Here is a 17,694-nt window from a genome sequence, read left to right on the forward strand (position 1 = left end):
ATGCGCGAGTTCGCCGGTGTCCTGTGGGACCTGGACGGAGTCCTCATCGACTCGAGCCGGGCCGTCGTGGGGCTGTGGCGCCGGATCGCCGCCGGGTACGGGCGCTGGCCCGACCCGGCGGCGATCCGGCGTGACGTGCTCGGCTGCGCGCCCGAGCACACCGTCGCGACGCTCTTCGGGGACCTGCCCGAGGCCGACCGGCAGGACGTGCTGCGCCAGGTGCGTGAGGCCGAGCCGGCGCTGGACTTCGTCGCCGTACCCGGTGCGGTGGCGCTGGTCGGCGCGCTGCGCGACGCGGGCCTGCCGATGGCGCTGGTGACCGGGGCGTCCGACCGGCGGGCCCGGCGGGTGGTCCGCGAGCTCGGCCTGGCCGGCGCGTTCACCGCGACGGTGACCTGGGGGGAGACGCCCCGGGGCAAGCCCGCCCCGGACTGCTACCGGCTCGGCGCCGAACGGCTGGGCCTGGACCCGGCCGACTGCCTCGTGGTCGAGGACTCCTCCGGGGGCGTCCGCGCGGCGACGGCCGCCGGCGCCGCGAGCGTGGCGGTCGGCGCGGAGGAGGGCCTGACGGCCGCGGGCGCCACGTGGACCGCGCCCGCCGTCGCCGCGCTGCGCGTCGCGCCGGTCCCCGGCGGCGTCCGCCTGGACGTGGCCGGGACGGCCGCCGTCCTGCTCCGAGCCGCCCCGCCCGCGCCGGCGGGCCCACCGGGGTCTGCGCCCGGGCGCGGGCTCCACCCGGCGTCGACCCTTCCGGGGGTACGCCGGTGAGCACCCCGCTGCGGGTTCTCTTCGCCACGTCGGAGGTGGCTCCGCTGGTCAAGGTCGGCGGGCTCGGTGACGTCGCCCAGGCGCTGCCGAAGGCGCTCGCCGCGCGCGGGCACCGGGTCGACCTGGTCCTGCCCGGGTACGCCGGCCTGCCCGCCGGCCGTCCGGTCGGGACGGTGCCGGTGGCGGCCGGCCGGGTCCGAGCCCGCTTCCACGTCACCGACCTGGGCGACCACGACGGGGTCCGGTACCTCACGCTCGGCTCCGACACGCACCCGGACTGGGAACGGCCCAAGGGGTACGTGGAGCGCCACCTGGCCTCGTTCGTGCTCTTCTCCCGCGCGGTCGCCGAACTGGCCACCCACCCCGGCCACCGGCCGGACGCGGTGCACTGCAACGACTGGCACGTCGGCCACGTCCCCGCCGAGCTGCGCCGGCGACCCGCCGCGCCCCGCTCGGTGCTGACCATCCACAACCTCGCCTACCAGGGACTCTTCCCGTACGACAAGGCCACCGAGCTGGGTCTGACCGGCTACGGCACCGGCAACCTGCTGGCCCAGGGCATCCGGTACGCCGACGCGGTCACCACCGTCAGCCCGCGCTACCGCGACGAGACGCTCACCCCGGCGCACGGCTCGGGGCTGCACCATCTGCTGCGCTCCCGGGGCGGCGACTACCACGGCATCCTCAACGGGGTCGACTACCACCATTTCGACCCGTCGACGGACCGCTTCCTCCCGGCCCGTTACGACGTCGACGACCTGGCCGGCAAGGCGGTGGACCGGGCGGCGTTGCAGCGGGCCAGCGGCCTGCCGGTCGACCCGGACGTGCCGCTGTTCGCGTTCGTCGGCCGGCTGGTGCCGCAGAAGGGCGTCGAGGCGCTGCTGGAGGGCATCGACGAGATCGCCGCGCTCGGCATCCAACTCGTCGTGGTCGGCACGGGCGCCGGGTACGAGCGGGCGTTCGTCCGGGCCGCCCGCTGGCACCCGGGCGTCGCCTTCCACCCGGACAGCGGTGAGGCGGCCGCCCGCCTCGCGTACGCCGGATCGGACGCCTTCCTCGCGCCGTCCCGCTACGAGCCGTGCGGCCTGGCGCCGCTGATCGCCCTGCGCTACGGCTCGGTTCCGGTGGTGCGCCGGGTCGGCGGCATGGCCGAGACGATCGGCGAGTCCGGGCTGGGCATCGCGTACGACGGGGACCGGCCGGCCGACCTGGTCGCCGCCGTCCGCGCGGCGGTCACCCGGCACGCCGACACCGCCGGCTGGGCGGCGCTGCGCGACCGGGGCATGCGGGCCCGGTTCACCTGGGACGACGCGGCGCGGCGGTACGAGGCCCTCTACCGCCCCGCCGACTGACCGCACCGCCCTGACGACCGAGAGGACGACACGCGCCATGCTGACCCGACGCAGCGGGATCCTTCTGCACCCCAGCTCCCTTCCCGGGCGGTACGGCATCGGCGAGCTGGGTCCCGCCGCCGAGGAGTGGCTGGAGTTCCTGGCCGCGGCCGAGCAGTCGGTGTGGCAGCTGCTCCCGCTGAACCCGGTCGGCGCGGAGGGCTGCCCGTACCAGTCGCCGGCGACGCTGGCCGGCAGCCCGCTCTACGTCAGCGTGGACCGGCTGCGCGACGACGGCCTGCTCGACGCCGCGGACCTGGGCGCCGAGCCGGAGCTGCCGGGGGAGCGGGTCGACTATCCGGGGGCCCTCGCCGTGAAGCGGCGGCTCCTGGCCCGGGCGCACGCGGCCTTCACCCCCACCGCCGACTACCGTGCGTTCTGCCGGGACCAGGCCGGCTGGCTCGACGACTACGCCCGGTTCATGGTGCTGCGGGACCGCCACGGCGGCCCGTGGACGCGGTGGCCGGGGCCGCTGGCGCGCCGGGACCCGGCCGCCCTGGCCCGGCTCGACGAGAGCGCCGCCGACGACCTCGACCGGTACCGGTTCGAGCAGTACCTGTTCGCCCGGCACTTCGGGGCGGTCCGCGCCCGGGCCGCCGCGCTGGGCGTCGAGCTGATCGGCGACATCGCGATGTTCCCGGGCGTCGACAGCGTCGAGACCTGGTCCCGCCCGGACCTGTTCGACCTCGACGCCGACGGCCGGCCCGTCGCCGTGGCCGGCTTCCCGCCCGACGAGTTCAGCCACGAGGGGCAGGTCTGGGGCAACGCGCTCTACCGGTGGGACCGGATGGCCGCCGACGACTTCGCCTGGTGGGTGGCGCGGGTCCGGCGGATGACCGAGTGGTACGACATGGTGCGGCTGGACCACTTCCGGGGTTTCCTGCGCTACTGGGCCGTCCCGGTGCCCGGCCGGGCCGGCGACGGGTCCTGGCGCGACGGGCCGGGCCTGGCGCTGTTCCAGCGGCTCCGCAAGGACCTCGGTGACGTGACCCTGCTGGCCGAGGACCTCGGGCCCGCCTCCGCCGAGGTGCAGCACCTGCGCGTCGACGCCGGCATCCCCGGCATGCGCCTGGTCCAGTTCGCGTTCGGCGGCGACGAGAACCAGCACCTGCCGCACCACCACCCGGTCGACTGCGTCGCCTACCCGGGCACCCACGACAACGACACCACGCTGGGCTGGTGGGCCGAGCGCAGCGCCGACGAGCGGTCCCGCGTGGAGCGCTACCTCGGCGGCATCGCCGACGGCATCTGCTGGTCGATGGCGCGGGCGGTGTTCGGCTCGGTGGCGTACCTCGCCGTGCTGCCGGTGCAGGACCTGCTGGAACTCGGCTCGGAGGCGCGTCTCAACGTTCCCGGCCGCACCGACGGCAACTGGACGTGGCGGCTGCCACCCCGGGCGCTCAGCCCCGGGCTGGAGTTCCGGCTGCGCCGGCTCACCGAGACGTACGGGCGGGACCGGCGGGCGGCCAGCCGGCGGCCGAGCGGGTTCACCGGCTGATGGCCGCGCCGACCAGCACCTACCGACTGCAGGTCTCGCCCCGGTTCACCCTGACCGACGCCGCCGGCCTGGTCGACTACCTGGACCGGCTCGGCGTCGGCGCCGTCTACACGTCGCCGCTGCTGGCCGCCACGCCGGGCTCCGACCACGGGTACGACCTCACCGACCCCTTCGAAGTGGACCCCGACCGGGGTGGTGAGGCCGGCCGGCGCGAGCTCGTCGACCGGCTCCGCCGGGCCGGGCTCGGCCTGGTCGTGGACGTGGTGTGCAACCACATGGGCGTCGCCGACGCCGCCGCGAACCCGTGGTGGTGGGACGTGCTGCGGCGCGGGCCCGGCTCCCCGTACGCCGGGTACTTCGACGTCGACTGGTCGGCCGGGCCGCTGCTGCTGCCGGTCCTCGCCGACGACGGCGACGGCGGGACGGCCGCCGAGCGGGACCTGAAGGTCGTCGACGACACCCTGACCTACCACGAGCACCGGTTCCCGCTCGCCCCCGGCACCGGGACCGGTCCGGTCGGGGAGGTGCACGCGCGGCAGCACTACCGCCTCGTCGGCTGGCGCCGGGGGGTCGCCGAGCTGACGTACCGCCGGTTCTTCAACATCGACACGCTGGCCTGCCTGCGTACCGAGCGGGACGAGGTGTTCGACGCGGTGCACGCGCTGCCACTGCGCTGGATCGCCGACGGGGAGGTCACCGGGCTGCGGATCGACCACCCGGACGGGCTGGCCGACCCGACCGGGTACCTGCGCCGGCTGCGGGCGGCCGCCCCGCACGCCTGGATCGTGGTGGAGAAGGTGGTCGCGGTCGGCGAGAACCTGCCGGCGACCTGGCCGGTCGACGGCACGACCGGGTACGAGGCGCTGCGGGAGATCTGCGGGGTGTTCGTCGACCCCGGCGGGCGCGACGGCCTGGCCGCCGCCGCGGGGCCCGCCGGCCGGACCCGGTTCCCGGCGGTGGCGCGGGCGGCCCGCCGGCACGTCGTCGACACCCTCCTCGTGGCGGAGACCCACCGGATCGTGGCGGCGGCCCGGGCGGTGCTGCCGGAGCAGCCCGCCGAGGCGGTGACCGACCTGGTCCGCGAGCTGCTGGTCGCGATGCCGGCGTACCGCGCCTACCTGCCCGCGCACCGCTGGACGCTGGACGAGGCGGTCACCACGGTGGCCCGGGAGCACCCCCGGCTGGCCGGGCCGGCCCGGCGCCTGCGCGACGAGATGGTGGCCCGCCCGGCGGGCCCGCTGGCGGTCCGCTTCCAGCAGAGCACCGGCGCGGTGAGCGCCAAGGGCGTCGAGGACACCGCCTTCTACCGGCACCAGGCGCTCGTGGCGCTCGGCGAGGTCGGCGGCGACCCGGACCGGTTCGGCGTGCCCCCGGCGGAGTTCCACGCCGCCAACGCCGCCCGGGAGGCGGCCCGGCCCGCGACGATGACGACGCTGTCCACGCACGACACCAAGCGCGCCGAGGACGTGCGCGCACGGCTGGCTGTCCTCAGCGAGCTGCCCGGCGAGTGGGCCGGACGGGTCCGGCGCTGGTCCGCCCGCTGCCCGGTCGGCGACCCGGCGGTCGAGCCGCTGGCCTGGCAGACCCTGGTCGGGGCGTGGCCGATCGGCGTGGACCGGCTCGCCGACCACCTGCTCAAGGTCGTCCGGGAGATGCGTACACGCACCGACTGGCTGCGTCCGGACCCGGCGTACGAGGGGCTGGTCCGGGACTGGCCGCGCCGGGTCGCCGCCCACCGGGAGCTGCTGGCCGAGGTGGCCGAGTTCGTGGGCCGGATCGCCCCGCCCGGCTGGTCCAACGCCCTGGGGCAGAAGCTGCTCCAGCTCGCCGGTCCCGGTGTTCCCGACGTCTACCAGGGCACCGAACTGTGGGACCACTCCCTGGTCGACCCGGACAACCGCCGGCCGGTCGACTTCGCGCTGCGGCGGCGGCTGCTCGACCGGATCGAGGCGGGCTGGTTGCCGCCGGTGGACGAGACGGGGGCGGCCAAGCTGCTGCTCACCGCCCGGACCCTGGGGCTGCGCCGGTCCCGCCCGGCGCTGTTCCGCGGCTACCGCCCGGTGAGCGCCGAGGGGCCGGCCCGGGCGCACCTGGTCGGCTTCCACCGGGCGCCCGGCCTGGCGGCGGTCGCCACCCGGCTGCCGGTGGGTCTCGCGGCGGCCGGCGGCTGGCGCGACACCCTGCTCACGCTGCCCGGCGCCGGATGGACCGACGTGCTCACCGGGCAGCGCCACGACACGCCGCACCCGCGCGTGTCGGACGTCCTGGGGTGGCTGCCGGTCGCCCTCCTGGTGCAAGGTAGGCAGTCATGAGCGGATCGACGGACATCACCGCACGCGGGCGGTCGACGGCGGCGCTGATCGGTGGGGTCGCCATCACCAACACCTCCATGGTGGGGGCGAGCACGGTCGCCACGTTGATCGGCGCGGACCGCCTCAGCGCCGCCTGGAGCGGCGTACCCAACGCCGCCGGCGTGGTCGGCACCGCCGCCGGCACGCTGGGGCTGGCCGCGTTGATGAGCCGGCGCGGCACCCGCCTCGCCCTCACCGCCGGGTACGCGGTGGCGCTGCTCGGCGCCGCCGTCGCCGGGTACGCCGTCGTCGCCGGCGCGATGGTCCCGTTCCTCCTCGGCATGGTGCTGCTCGGCGTGGGCAACGGGGGCGCGCAACTGTCCCGCTACTGCGCGGCGGAGCTGTACCCGCCGCACCGCCGGGGGTTCGTGGTCGGCCTGGTCGTCTGGATCGGCACGGTCGGCGCCATCATCGGCCCGAACCTGATGCAGCCCAGCAGCGCGGGCGCGGCCGCCGCCGGACTGCCCGCGCTGACCGGGCCGTTCCTGGTCGCCATGGTGGCCGCGGCCGGCGCGCTGGCCGCCTCGGCGGCCCTGCCCCGGCTGCGGATCCAGGCGCGGAGCCGGCCGGCCGGCCGGGTCCCCGGCACCGTGTGGCGGCAGCCGGCCGTGGTGACCGCGCTGAGCGCGATGGTGGCGGGCCAGGTGGCCATGGTGACGCTGATGACGATGACCCCGCTGTACATGCACGACCACCACCACGGTCTGGGCGCCGTCGGGCTCGTGCTCACCTTCCACCTGGTCGGCATGTTCGGGCTCGCCCCGCTGAGCGGGCAGCTGGCCGACCGGTTCGGCGGGCTGGTGGCGTCGCTGACCGGCGTCGGCGTGCTCGTCGTGTCGGTGCTGCTCGCGTCCGTCGGCCCGGCTCCGGGGCTGGCCCGGTTGAACGTGGCTCTCTTCCTGCTCGGGCTCGGCTGGAACCTCACGTTCGTCGGTGGCAGCAGCCAGCTCACCGGCGCGCTCGATCCGGCGTACCGGACCCGGGTGCAGGGCGGCGTCGACGCCGTGGTCTGGACCGCCTCGGCGGTGGCCAGCGTGGCGGCGGGCGCGGTGCTGGCGGCCGGCGGCTTCGCGGTGCTCGCCGTGGCCACCGGTGTGGTGGCGGTGCTGCCGGTGCCGCTGCTGCTGCGCGCGCTACGCCGGTCGCCCGAGCCGTCGGCGGGCCCGGTCGAGCGGCCCTCCGCCGCCCGCCGCTGATCGCCGCCACCCGTGGCCCGGCGGGCCGGGGCGCCGCCACCCGTGGCCGGGCCGGCGGGTCGGGGCGGCCCGCCCGTGGCCGGGCCGCCCCACCCTCCTGCGCCGGGCCCGGTCAGCGCCGGTCCAGCTCGGCGAACTGGCCCGGCTCCCGGCCCGGGCCGGCCGGCCCGCGGTAGGCCTGGGCGATGTCCAGCCAGTGGTCGGCGACCGCGCCGGTCGCCCGCAGCGCCAGGTCGTCCCGGTGGCGGCGTCGGCAGACCAGCAGGCAGAAGTCCCACGCCGGGCCGGTCACCGTCTCCGTCGCGTCCTCCGGGCCGAAGGTCCACACCCGACCGGACGGCGCGGTCAGCTCGAAGCGCAGGGCCGCCTCCGGTGGCGTGAGCCCCCGGGCCAGGTAGCCGAAGTCCCAGGTGCGGACGGCGAAGCCGACCAGGTGCCCGATCCGGTCGGTCGGCGTGCGGCGGACCTGGAGCGCGTCGGCGATGTCCTGCCCGTGCCCGAACAGCTCCATCATCCCCGCGGCGGCGAGGACAGCCGGCGGCAGCGGCCGCACCAGCCACGGCACCAACTGGGTGGGCGGCACCGCGGCGAGGGCCTTCTCGGCGGTGGTCCGCTCGGCACGCCACCGCTCCAGCAGCACCTCCGGCGGGTCGGCCAGGTACTCCGACAGGGCCGCCTCCACGTTGCCGTTGAAGTCGCCGCTGAGCCGGGACACCACCGCCGTGAATGCGTCCGGCTGGGCCGCCGCCATCCCGGCCAGGCGGAAGGTGGCCGCCAGATGGGCGATCTGGTGCGCGACCGTCCACCCCGGAGCGGGGGTCGGCAACGCCCACCGCTCGGGGGCCAACCCGGCCACCAGCCCGTCGACCTCCCTACCCTCGGCCACCAGGGCGGCCATCACGTCCTGCTGCTGATCGGTCACGTCGTACCCCTTCCGGTCGTCCGGCTGTCGAGGTGGGCGGGCCCGGGCTCGCCCGGCTCCGCCCCTGGGCTGGTCGGCGGCCCGCCGAACTCGGCCGGCAGGCGCCAGGCCCGCGGGCGGCGCGGGTCACGGACCGCCAGAAGGGTGACGGCGCCCAGGACCACCACCGCGTTGACGAGGAGCAGCACCGCGCTGAGCGGGTCGATGCGGTGCGCGTGGGTGTCCAGGAGTTCGGCCGTGGCCCGGTCGAGCGCCGGCCCGGCCGGTGCCGGCGGGCGGCCGGTTCCGACGCTGAACCGCAGCGTCCCGCGGCTCTGGCCGCCGTCGCGGAGGCCGACGTGCCAGGCGACGGTCAGGTCTCCGGTCAGCCCGGCGGCGAGCGGCTGCCGTAGTGTCCGCCGCCCCGCCCGCTGCGGTTCCCCGGTGCTCACCACGGCCGCGTCGCCGTCGAGGACCGTGACGTGGGAGTCGGCGAGGTCCGGCTCGCCGGCGAAGGTCAGCTCGACCGCCGCCGGCGCCGTCGCGAGAGCCGCCCCGGCGGCCGGGTCACTGCCGGCGAGCCGCTCGTCGGCGCGGGCGTCAGCCGGGCCGGCGAGTCCCTCGTCGGCACGGGCGGCTCCCGGTGTCGCCGGGACGGCGAGCGCGGCCAGGGCGACGACCGCCAGGACGCGCGTGACCCGGCCCATCAGGCCGGGGCCGGCGCCGCCGGCACGCCCAGGGCGCGCTTCTGCGCCGCCAGGCAACTGCACGACGCCGCGTGCAGCTCCGGGTCGGACGGGCGCAGGTGCCGGTACATCGCGATCACCATCGGGATGAAGACCACGCTGTTGTAGAACAGGTGCAGCTCGACCCGGCCGACGAGCAGTTGGACGACGCTGGTGGGCACCGCCTGGCCGAACAGGTACGTCCCGGTCTGCGCCTGCACGAACAGCAGCAGGTGCTCGATGTGGTGCCAGAACTGAAGCGCCAGCGCCACCGTCCACCAGGTGCGTGAGCGGCCGGTGAAGCCGGGCCGCAGCAGGAACAGGCCGACCAGCATGACCAGCGCGTAGCCGTAGTGCAGCCATTCCGAGCTCACCAGCCACGGGAACCACTGCCCGAGGACGCCGCGGGACTGCGGCCGGGGCATGCCCAGCACCCAGATCTGGTACGCCTGCACCAGGTGCTCGGCCCAGTGTCCGATCACGATGGCCAGGTAGGCGGTGAGCGCCGCCCGGTGGTGCCGCCCGTTGAGCCGGTGGATGAGACCCTCCCGACGCGAGGTGCTGCTGACGGTGGTCATGCGGAATCCGTCCCTCCTGGCTAGTGCTTTCCCGGCCAGGCTATCGACGCTTCCGAACCGGTTCTTCTTCGAATTTGCGCAGTTTCCCGCAACGGTCGCCGCGCAATTCCCATCGCAATTTTCGCCGGTTCGTCACGAGCCCCGGGAGCCTTTCGGTGGGCCCGGGGCGACCGCCGGCTGCGCACGTCCGAAGATGCGTCCCACGAGCGGCGGGCGCAAGCTGTAGCCGCGGAGAACGGTGCCGTGGGCGCGGAATCGGCCGTGCTGCTCCCGGCCGTCAGTCACGTTCCGCCCCGGCGCTGTCCGGCCACCCGGACCGGTTCTCCCGTCGCCTGATCCCGACGCATGTGAAAGGAGGGATGACCCGTGCACGACAGCGCCCAGGACGACGTGACGACAATGACGTTCGAAGCATTCGCCGACACCATTCTGCCGGGGGAGAAGCGCTTCCCCGGTGACGTCACCGTGGCCGGCGCGGCCATCGGTGGCGGCGCGGTCGCCTCCGGGGCCGTCGCGGTGCTCCGCACCGACGAGGGCGGCATGGCTCCCGCGCTGGACAACCTCGCCGAGGCGCTCAACGGGCACGCCGGCGGGTACGCGGCCGAGCGCGGTCTGAGCCTCGACCCCGCGGTGCCGCCGTTCGTCGCGCTCTCCTTCCCCGACCGCACCGAACTTGTCGCGCGGCTGACCGCACCCACCCATCCCGAGCGGGACATCTGGGTCAGCGTGGCGATGTTCAGCACGATCGCCTTCGACGCCGCGGCGCACCTGCACACCGTCGACGCGCTCGCCGCCGGGCATCCCGGGATGACGACGATGGGCTTCAAGCCGCCGCAGGCGGACGGCCTGTGGCGCTTCCCGGAGTTCTCCTACGGCCGGCAGCTCGCCCACCCCCACCCCGACACGACACCCTCAGGGAGCCCGGCATGACGGCCATCGAGAGCACCGACGTCGTGGTGGTGGGCAGCGGGTTCGGCGGCGCGATCACCGCGTACCACCTGGCCGCCGGCGGCGCCCGCGTGGTGGTGCTGGAGCGCGGGCCGTGGCTGACCGGGCAGGACTTCGACCAGGACTTCAAGTTCGGCGCGTCCTCCACCCGGGCCTTCGACTTCACCATCGGCGACGGCATGAGCGTGCTGGCCGGCAACTGCGTCGGCGGCGGCAGCGTCGTCTACTTCGCCGCGATGCCGCGCGCGCCGCGTTTCGTCTTCGAGCGGCACGGCAGCATCGGCCGGCGCATGTGGCCCGCCGCCATCAGCCGCGACACCCTCGAACCCTGGTACGACCGGGTCGCCGAGGCGCTGCCCGTCACCCGGCAGGACTGGCCGGACGTGCCGTACGCGGGCGGCCTGTGGGCGGCGGCCTGCCACCACGCCGGGCGTACCGCCAACCCGGTGCCGGTGGCGATCGACAACGAACGGTGCGTCAACTGCAACTGGATGATGTCCGGCTGCCGGTTCGACGCCAAGCGCTCGCTGCTGCTCAACTACCTGCCGGCCGCGATCGCGCACGGCGCCCGGATCCGGCCGCTGCACGAGGTGCAGCGGCTGGAGCGGACCGACGCCGGCGGCTACCGCCTGCACTACACCGTGGTCGACGACGTCGACTACCGGGTCGAGGTGGGCGGCGGCGCGATCGACGCGAAGATCGTGGTGCTCGCCGCGGGCGCCGGGGCAACCCCGGTGATCCTGCAACGCTCCGCCGACACGCTCGGCCCGATGCCGGCCGCCGTCGGCCGCTACTTCTCCGGCAACGGGGAGCGGCTGAACACGGCGGTCGTCGACGAGGACCGGGTGCGTGAGGTGCTGGGGCTCAGCCGCTCCGACGGGGTGCCGTACGAGGCGTACCAGATCGGCAAGGGGCCCTGCGTGGCCACCTGGGACCGGCTCGACGGGTCGCTGCCGGAGTACCTCCGCTACTCGCTGGAGCAGCTCTACTTCCCGCCCGGCTTCGGCACCATCCTCGCCCAGGTGCCGGACGCGACCGGGCCCACCTGGTTCGGCGCGGAGAAGAAGGAACTGCTGCGCCACTGGAAGTCCTGGTTGACCATCTTCACGATGAGCGAGGACGACAACGAGGGCGTCTTCGGCCCGCCGCCGCCCACCGGCAACGCCGTCCGGGTCTCCCAGCAGATGCTGGGCCGGGGGGCGCTGCGCTACCGGCCCACCGAGAACACGCTGCGCGGGTGGGCCGCCTCCGACGCCGAGGTGCGGGACATCCTCGAACGCGACGGCCTGGCCCGCGTCATGCCGTGGACCAACGACGTGGTCGGCGCGTACACCGTGCACCCGCTGGCGTCCTGCCGCATCGGCGACGACCCGGCAACCTCGGCCCTGGACGACCGGCACGAGCTGCGCAGCCACCCCGGCATCTTCGTCACCGACGGCTCGGCGGTGCCGGGTGCGCTGACGGTGAACCCGGCCATGACCATCGCCGCGCTGGCCGAGCGGGCCGTCCCCGCCATCGTCGAGGCGGCCCGGCAGCGCGGCGTCGCGGTGCGGTACGGCGCGCCCGCCCCGGACGGCGCGACCGCCGGCCGGGACGCGGTGCTGCCCCTGGTCGGCGGCCGGGCCGCCCGGTAGGCCGGCGGGGTCGGCGGGGTCGCTGTCCCCGACCCCGCCGGCCCGCGCCCCGGCGTCGTGCCCCGCCGAGCGTCCATCCACCGGCGGGCGACCACAACGAGGAGGGCACCGTGGTCAACAGGTTCGCCCGGGCCGCCGTCCGCCGCTCGCTGGGGCGGGTGCGGTACGTCCGCCCGGTCGCCCCAGCGTCGGCGCCGCCCGCCGTGCGCCGGGTGTACGACCCGCTGGAGCGCGAGTTCGGCGTCCTCGCCCCGCCGGTGGCGCTGCACGCGCCGCAGCCGCGGGCGCTGGCCGCGGCCTGGGTGATCCTGCGCGAGACGCTGGTGGCCCGGGGCCGCTGCACCCGCGCCGCCCGGGAGGCGGTCGCCGCGGCGGTCTCCCTCGGCAACGCCTGCCCGTACTGCGTCGACGTGCACACCTCCACGCTGCACGGCCTGGTCCGCGGGCCGGACGCCGCCGCGGTCGCCGCCGACCGCGTCGACGCCGTCACCGACCCCGCCGTCCGTGACCTGGTGCGCTGGGCGCGGGGACCGGTAACCGGGGACCCGCCGCCGTTCCCCGCCGAGCAGGTCCCCGAGCTGGTCGGCGTCGCGGTGGCGTTCCACTACCTGAACCGGATGGTGAACGTCTTCCTGGACGGCTCGCCGCTGCCGCCGGCCGTGCCCGGCCGCCTGCGCGGCGGGGCCCGCCGTCTCCTCGGCGCGATGATGGGCCCGGCCGCCCGCCGCGAGTCCCGCCCCGGCACCGCGCTGGACCTGCTGCCGCCCGCGCCGCTCCCGCCGGACCTCGACTGGGCGGCCGGGCATCCGACCGTCGGGGCGGCGATCGCGCGGGCGTCCGCGGCGGTGGACGAGCTGGCCGGGGCCGCCGTCCCGGCCGCCGTGCGGGACCTGGTGGGGGAGCGGATCGGCGACTGGGACGGGAGCCCGCCGGGCATCAGCCGGGCCTGGGTCGGCGACGCCGTGGTCGGGCTGCCGCCGGCGTACCGGCCCACGGCGCGGCTGGCGCTGCTCACCGCGATGGCCTCCTACCAGGTCGACGACGACGTGGTGGACGACCACCGGCGCCGGGTGCCGGGCGACGCGGACCTGCTCGCCGTGACCGCCTGGGCCAGCCTCACCGCGGCCCGGCGGCTGGGCGCCCGGATGGCGGGGGCGCGGCGGCGGCCAGCCGACCGGCCTGGCGCGGGCTGATCCGGCCGGTCGCGGCCAGCCAGGACACCGTGTCGGCGACGGTCCGCTCGAACGGCACGGCCGCGCCGTCCAGCAGCCGGTCGGTGGCGGTGGTGTCCACCGGCCCGGCCACCGCGCAGGTGTAGATGGCGCCGTACTCGGCGGGCAGGTGGACCGGCGTGACGCGCTGCACCAGCCCGGCCAGCAGGCCCACCGGCAGCATCGCGGCGGCCGGCAGGCGTACCGCCGGCAGCGCCCGGCCGGTGACCCGGCGGAGCACGTCCAGGTACTCCCGCGTGTCCACGTAGCGACCCGGGCCCAGGTACCGGCGCGGGCCCCGCCCCGGCTCCAACACCGCCGCGTGCAGCCGGGCCACGTCCCGTACGTCGCCGACCGGGAAGCCGCCCCGCGGCCACAGCGGCATCAGCCCGCGCAGGGCGTTGCGCAGTCGGGCGGTCTGGTCGCCCAGGTGCGGGTCGTGCGGCCCGAGCGCCGCCAGCGGGTACGTCACGACGACCGGCGCGCCCTCGGCCTGGTGCCGCCGGGCGACCCGGTCGGCCCGTGCCTTGCTGTCCAGGTACGTCTCCCGGGGCGTGCCCACCTCGGCGTCCGGGGTGATCGGCGTCCGGCGGGCCGGCACCAGGGCACCGAAGCTGGAGACGTGCACCACCGGGTCCAGGCCGGCGGCGACGGCGGCCCCGAGCACCAGCTCGGTGCCGCGGACGTTGACCGCCCGCATCCGGGCGTGGTCGCGGGTGTCGAAGCTGTAGACCGACGCGGCGTGCAGCGCCGCGGCGCAACCGCGGACGGCGGCGGCCACCGCGTCCGGGTCGGTCACGTCGCCGGTGACCACCTCGACCGCCGCCGGCCCGATCCCCAGCGGCTCCAACGCCACCGGGACCCGCGCGGGGTCCCGGACCAGCAGGCGCACCCGGTGCCCGGCGGCGAGCAGCGCCGCCACCGAGTGCGACCCGACGAAGCCCGTACCCCCGGTCACCAGCACCGTCATCGTGACCTCCTCCGGTGTGCGGCCCGTCCGGCGATTATCGGCGGGCGGACGGTGGCGGGTGTTCTCGCAACGTGCGGCGTTCGACCAGCACCGTCCACAGTCGACCGGGCTGCGCAATCTGGAATATCCACACCGGGGGGACGATCCCGCATCCTTGGGTGAGTACGTCGTTACACACCGTCGCCGTGCGGTCGTGCCACCGTGCCGTGGTCCGTTGGCGAACACAGGGGAGGCAGGCAATGGTTGCCGGACGGGTGGTCTCGTCGGTCGTCCAGCGCCAGGTCAGGTACGTCCGGCCGGTGCCCGCGCCGGAGGCCGCGGGGGCGGTCGGTGCGGTCTACGCCCAGGCCGCCGAGGAGCAGCGCATCGTCAGTCCTCCGGTGCTACTGCACTCGCCGGCGCCGCCGGTCCTGGCCGCGTACTGGATGCTCATGCGGGAACCCCTGCTGGCCACCGGCCGTGCCGGCCGCCTGGCGAAGGAGGCGGTCGCCGCCGCCGTCTCGGTGGCGAACATCTGCCCGTACTGCGCGGACATGCACAGCACCGGCATGTACGACCTGAGCGACGCGGGTGACGCCGAGGCGATCGTCGCCGACCGGGTCGAGCAGGTGCGCGACGACGCGGTCCGGCAGGTGGCCGGCTGGGCCCGGTCGGCGCACCTCGCCGACCTGCCGGGCGCCGCCGACGCCCCGTTCGAGGAGGCGGACCGCCCCGAGCTGGTCGGCGTGCTGGTCTCCTTCCACTACCTGACCCGCATGGTCAACGTCTTCCTCGCCAACTTCCTGCTGCCGCCGGGCCTGGGGCCGGCCGCCCGGCGCCGGCTCAAGCAGGGCATCAGCCGGCTGCTCCGGCCGACGCTGCGTGAGCCGTACCCGCCGGGCCGCTCGCTGCCCCTGCTGCCGCCGGCGGACCTGCCCGCCGACGCCCGGTGGGCCGCCGGCAACCCGACGGTGGCCGCGGCCGTGGCCCGCTCCTACGCCGCCTTCGAGGCGGCCGGCGAGCGGACGCTCGCACCGGCGGTGCGCGACCGGGTGCTCCGCCGACTGGACGACTGGCGCGGCGAGGAGACCGGGCTCGGCCGGCAGTGGTGCGAGGACCTGGTCGCCGACCTGCCCGCCGCCGACCGTGCCGCCGGCCGTCTCGCCCTGCTCACCGCGCTCGCCTCCTACCAGGTCGACGAGGAGGTGGTGGGGGAGTTCCGCGCCCACCACCCCGACGACCGCAGCCTGGTGGAGGCGGCCGCCTGGGCGAGCTTCGTGGCGGCCCGCCGGGTGGGCAGTCACCACGTGCCGCGGGCGCGCCTCGCCGGCCGCTGACCGGTTCCGCAACGGCGGGCGCCCCGGTGCGCCGCCCGCCACCGATCCCGGGGAGGATCCATGGCAACCGCAGTCGGTTCCGTGCGCCGCCTGCTGCTGGCGCCGGCCCTGGCCGAGGTCTCGTTCCGGCGGCGGGGCTTCCCGGCGACACCGTCGGCGACCACCGAGCGGCTGGAGGCGGTGCCCCGGGCGGTGATCTGCGGCTTCGAGTGGGGCGTCGACACCCGCGAGCAGTGGGAGCTGGAACGGCGCCTGGAACTGGTGGACGAGGAACTGCGCGGCTTCGCGTACGAGGGCGCCACGATGGCGTGCACCGTGCTGGACGTCATGCCGGGCCGGTCCGACCGCACCCGCTCGCTCCTGCTCGGGCCCGGGCGGCCGCACGTGTTCCTGGCGTACATCGGCATCGGCTTCGCCATGGCCCGGCTCCCGCGGATCCTCTGGCGCAACGTGCTGCCGGACCTGACCGGCATCCCGTACCACCCGACGATGAGCTGGCTGGCCGTCGACGGGTACGGCTTCGACCGGGCCTACTTCGACACCGCCCGGGTCGTCGACCGGCAGGAGCGGCTCGCCCGGTACCCGTGGCAGGGCGCGGCGGAGTACTTCCCCCGCGCGGTGGACCAGGGGATCGGCCGTGCCCTGTGGTTCATCCACGGTGGACACGTTCCCGACGTGGCGGCGGCGGTCGGCCGGTTCGCCGCCGACCGGCACCCGGACCTGTGGAGCGGCGTCGGCCTCGCGGCCACGTTCGCGGGCGGCTGCGACGCCGGGCCGCTGCACCGTGCCGCCGGCGAGCACGCGCCGGACCTCGCCCAGGGCGCGGTGTTCGCGGCGAAGGCCCGCTCCTGGTCCGGGTGCGTCCCGGAGCACACCCGCGCGGCCCTGCTCGGGCTGACCGGGATGACCGTGGAGGCGGCCGCGGAGTTCGCCGACGAGGTGGCCGTCTCCGGTGCCGCCGAGGGGCTGGTGCCGCCGTACGAGATCTGGCGGAGCCGGGTGCGGGCGCGATTCCACGCGGCGTCGGCGCGCGGTTGACCGCGCCGCGTCCGCCGCCATTGGCGACGACGCCCGCGCATTGGTGGGTACCGGCACTTTCCGCTTCCGAAACAATTGCCAGAGGTCGTTTCTCCAATTCGCACAGTCGAAGAAGACATGACACGTCGACCGCTGGCAGCATTTCATCCACAGTCGTCAGAGGACGAGCGCGTCCTCGGTTGGGGGAGACCGTGACCAGTGCCTGGCGTACGCTGAGACGTCGCATTCTCACGCCCGACATGTCCGCCACGAACCTCGACGTGCGCGGATTCAAGGCTAAGGATCCGGCGGCGCGGGAATTGCTCGAAACGATCGGGCGTACCTTTCTCACCGGCTATTCATATGCCGCCGAGACGCCCGAGCGCGGTCCGTTGTCGCAGCGGCTCGACCAGATCCCGACGCGATTTCGCGGGTTCGCGTACGAGGGCGCGGCGATGGCTCTGGCGGTGCTCGACGCGTTGCCCGGCCGGAGCCGGCACGTGGCGCGGTTCCTCACCGGCCCCGGCGATTCCCACGTGTACATGGCGTACGTCGGGGTGGGCTGGGCGATGGCCCGGCTGCCCCGGTTCCGCTGGCGGACGCTGGCCGCGCCCGACCCGCTGCTGCGTTGGCTGGCGCTGGATGGCTACGGCTTCCACCAGGCGTACTTCGCCACCGACCGGTACGTGCACGGCCAGTACCGGGAGCCGGCCTTCCCGTGGCCGCCCGGCGGCGCCCACCGGGGCTACGCCGACCGGGCGATCGACCAGGGCATCGGCCGGGCGCTGTGGTTCGTCTGCGGCACCGACGCCGAGCGGGTCACCGAGACCATCGAGGGCTTCGCGCCGGAGCGCCGGGCGGACCTGTACAGCGGCGCCGGCCTGGCGGCCACGTACGCCGGCGGTGCCGACGAGGAGGAGCTGCGGGCGTTCTGGCAGCGCGCCGGTGAGCACCGCACGCAGGTCTCCCAGGGCAGCGTCTTCGCCGCGTCGGCCCGGGTCCGGGCGGGGCTCGTGGTCCCGCACAACGAGGTGGCCACGCGGGCGCTGTGCGGCATGAGCGTGGCCGAGGCCGCCGACCTGGCCTACCTGCGCCGGCCGTCCGGCGAGGTGCCGGGCGGGCCGCCCGCGTACGAGGTCTGGCGGCAGGCGGTGGCGGACGAGTTCGTCGTGATCGGAAGGAACTGACAG

At 76.0% G+C, this 17,694-nt stretch carries 15 protein-coding genes; 11 read left to right on the forward strand and 4 right to left on the reverse strand.

Going from position 1 to position 17,694, the window contains the following annotated elements:
* The 5 genes from GKC29_RS16885 to GKC29_RS16905 are packed head-to-tail and all read left to right on the forward strand — an operon-like array spanning position 1 to position 7,204.
* On the forward strand, positions 1-768 hold the full coding sequence (locus tag GKC29_RS16885; protein WP_230689082.1) for an HAD family phosphatase: 768 nt from the start codon (positions 1-3) through the stop codon (positions 766-768).
* Positions 765-2,120 carry a glycogen synthase gene (locus GKC29_RS16890; RefSeq protein WP_196255634.1) on the forward strand — a complete coding sequence of 452 codons (1,356 nt, stop codon included), beginning with the start codon at positions 765-767 and terminating at the stop codon, positions 2,118-2,120. The genes GKC29_RS16885 and GKC29_RS16890 overlap by 4 nt, the downstream gene beginning before the upstream one ends.
* Positions 2,121-2,157: 37 nt before the next feature.
* Positions 2,158-3,657: a 4-alpha-glucanotransferase gene (malQ, locus tag GKC29_RS16895; protein ID WP_155331752.1), complete on the forward strand. Its 1,500-nt coding sequence runs from the start codon at positions 2,158-2,160 to the stop codon at positions 3,655-3,657.
* Positions 3,657-5,969 (forward strand): malto-oligosyltrehalose synthase, encoded by a 2,313-nt coding sequence (gene treY / locus GKC29_RS16900; protein WP_155331753.1) that lies wholly within the window; start codon positions 3,657-3,659, stop codon positions 5,967-5,969. The genes malQ and treY overlap by 1 nt, the downstream gene beginning before the upstream one ends.
* Positions 5,966-7,204 carry an MFS transporter gene (locus GKC29_RS16905; RefSeq protein ID WP_155331754.1) on the forward strand — a complete coding sequence of 413 codons (1,239 nt, stop codon included), beginning with the start codon at positions 5,966-5,968 and terminating at the stop codon, positions 7,202-7,204. The genes treY and GKC29_RS16905 overlap by 4 nt, the downstream gene beginning before the upstream one ends.
* Before the next feature lie 112 nt (positions 7,205-7,316).
* On the opposite strand, the gene GKC29_RS16910 is transcribed toward GKC29_RS16905, so the two are convergent.
* The 3 genes from GKC29_RS16910 to GKC29_RS29600 are packed head-to-tail and all read right to left on the reverse strand — an operon-like array spanning position 7,317 to position 9,408.
* Positions 7,317-8,102, reverse strand: a complete 786-nt coding sequence (locus GKC29_RS16910; RefSeq protein ID WP_155334185.1) for a TIGR03084 family metal-binding protein — start codon at positions 8,100-8,102, stop codon at positions 7,317-7,319.
* Between the two features lie 20 nt (positions 8,103-8,122).
* Positions 8,123-8,812 carry a copper resistance protein CopC gene (locus GKC29_RS29595; protein ID WP_196255635.1) on the reverse strand — a complete coding sequence of 230 codons (690 nt, stop codon included), beginning with the start codon at positions 8,810-8,812 and terminating at the stop codon, positions 8,123-8,125.
* Positions 8,812-9,408: a hypothetical protein gene (locus GKC29_RS29600; RefSeq protein WP_196255636.1), complete on the reverse strand. Its 597-nt coding sequence runs from the start codon at positions 9,406-9,408 to the stop codon at positions 8,812-8,814. Before GKC29_RS29600 ends, GKC29_RS29595 begins: the two co-directional genes overlap by 1 nt.
* 399 nt (positions 9,409-9,807) lie before the next feature.
* Between GKC29_RS29600 and GKC29_RS16920 the strand changes: the two genes are divergently transcribed.
* The 3 genes from GKC29_RS16920 (at position 9,808) to GKC29_RS16930 (ending at position 13,183) form a co-directional block, all read left to right on the forward strand.
* Positions 9,808-10,338 carry a DUF5987 family protein gene (locus GKC29_RS16920; RefSeq protein WP_196255927.1) on the forward strand — a complete coding sequence of 177 codons (531 nt, stop codon included), beginning with the start codon at positions 9,808-9,810 and terminating at the stop codon, positions 10,336-10,338.
* A complete protein-coding gene (locus tag GKC29_RS16925) occupies positions 10,335-11,990 on the forward strand; it encodes an FAD-dependent oxidoreductase (protein WP_155331757.1) in 1,656 nt (551 codons plus the stop codon). Before GKC29_RS16920 ends, GKC29_RS16925 begins: the two co-directional genes overlap by 4 nt.
* Positions 11,991-12,100: 110 nt before the next feature.
* Complete coding sequence (locus GKC29_RS16930; RefSeq protein ID WP_155331758.1) at positions 12,101-13,183, forward strand: carboxymuconolactone decarboxylase family protein; 1,083 nt, start codon at positions 12,101-12,103, stop codon at positions 13,181-13,183.
* Here the strand turns inward: GKC29_RS16930 and GKC29_RS16935 are convergent.
* Entirely contained in the window at positions 13,107-14,171 is a 1,065-nt protein-coding gene (locus GKC29_RS16935; protein WP_155331759.1) for an NAD-dependent epimerase/dehydratase family protein, read from the reverse strand. The genes GKC29_RS16930 and GKC29_RS16935 overlap by 77 nt on opposite strands.
* A gap of 239 nt (positions 14,172-14,410) precedes the next feature.
* On the opposite strand from GKC29_RS16935, the gene GKC29_RS16940 reads away from it, so the two are divergent.
* The 3 genes from GKC29_RS16940 to GKC29_RS16950 all read left to right on the forward strand — a co-directional run bounded on the left by GKC29_RS16940 (position 14,411) and on the right by GKC29_RS16950 (position 17,691).
* Entirely contained in the window at positions 14,411-15,487 is a 1,077-nt protein-coding gene (locus GKC29_RS16940; protein ID WP_155331760.1) for a carboxymuconolactone decarboxylase family protein, read from the forward strand.
* Positions 15,488-15,547: 60 nt separating this feature from the next.
* The gene (locus GKC29_RS16945) at positions 15,548-16,525 is read left to right on the forward strand and encodes a DUF1702 family protein (RefSeq protein WP_155331761.1); all 978 of its coding nucleotides are present in this window, start codon (positions 15,548-15,550) and stop codon (positions 16,523-16,525) included.
* A 191-nt stretch (positions 16,526-16,716) separates the two neighbouring features.
* Complete coding sequence (locus GKC29_RS16950) at positions 16,717-17,691, forward strand: DUF1702 family protein (protein WP_196255637.1); 975 nt, start codon at positions 16,717-16,719, stop codon at positions 17,689-17,691.
* The last annotated feature ends 3 nt before the right edge of the window (positions 17,692-17,694 follow it).

This window comes from Micromonospora sp. WMMC415, assembly GCF_009707425.1.
Lineage (GTDB): Bacteria > Actinomycetota > Actinomycetes > Mycobacteriales > Micromonosporaceae > Micromonospora.

What these genes read in the sequence shown, in the direction of transcription:
- GKC29_RS16945 (WP_155331761.1), top strand. Translation starts at nt 15,548, where the DNA reads ATGGCAACCGCAGTCGGTTCCGTGCGCCGCCTGCTGCTGGCGCCGGCC.
- GKC29_RS29595 (WP_196255635.1), bottom strand. Translation starts at nt 8,812, where the DNA reads ATGGGCCGGGTCACGCGCGTCCTGGCGGTCGTCGCCCTGGCCGCGCTC.
- GKC29_RS16920 (WP_196255927.1), top strand. Translation starts at nt 9,808, where the DNA reads ATGACGTTCGAAGCATTCGCCGACACCATTCTGCCGGGGGAGAAGCGC.
- GKC29_RS16910 (WP_155334185.1), bottom strand. Translation starts at nt 8,102, where the DNA reads ATGGCCGCCCTGGTGGCCGAGGGTAGGGAGGTCGACGGGCTGGTGGCC.
- malQ (WP_155331752.1), top strand. Translation starts at nt 2,158, where the DNA reads ATGCTGACCCGACGCAGCGGGATCCTTCTGCACCCCAGCTCCCTTCCC.
- GKC29_RS16905 (WP_155331754.1), top strand. Translation starts at nt 5,966, where the DNA reads ATGAGCGGATCGACGGACATCACCGCACGCGGGCGGTCGACGGCGGCG.
- GKC29_RS29600 (WP_196255636.1), bottom strand. Translation starts at nt 9,408, where the DNA reads ATGACCACCGTCAGCAGCACCTCGCGTCGGGAGGGTCTCATCCACCGG.
- GKC29_RS16940 (WP_155331760.1), top strand. Translation starts at nt 14,411, where the DNA reads ATGGTTGCCGGACGGGTGGTCTCGTCGGTCGTCCAGCGCCAGGTCAGG.
- GKC29_RS16925 (WP_155331757.1), top strand. Translation starts at nt 10,335, where the DNA reads ATGACGGCCATCGAGAGCACCGACGTCGTGGTGGTGGGCAGCGGGTTC.
- GKC29_RS16935 (WP_155331759.1), bottom strand. Translation starts at nt 14,171, where the DNA reads ATGACGGTGCTGGTGACCGGGGGTACGGGCTTCGTCGGGTCGCACTCG.
- treY (WP_155331753.1), top strand. Translation starts at nt 3,657, where the DNA reads ATGGCCGCGCCGACCAGCACCTACCGACTGCAGGTCTCGCCCCGGTTC.
- GKC29_RS16885 (WP_230689082.1), top strand. Translation starts at nt 1, where the DNA reads ATGCGCGAGTTCGCCGGTGTCCTGTGGGACCTGGACGGAGTCCTCATC.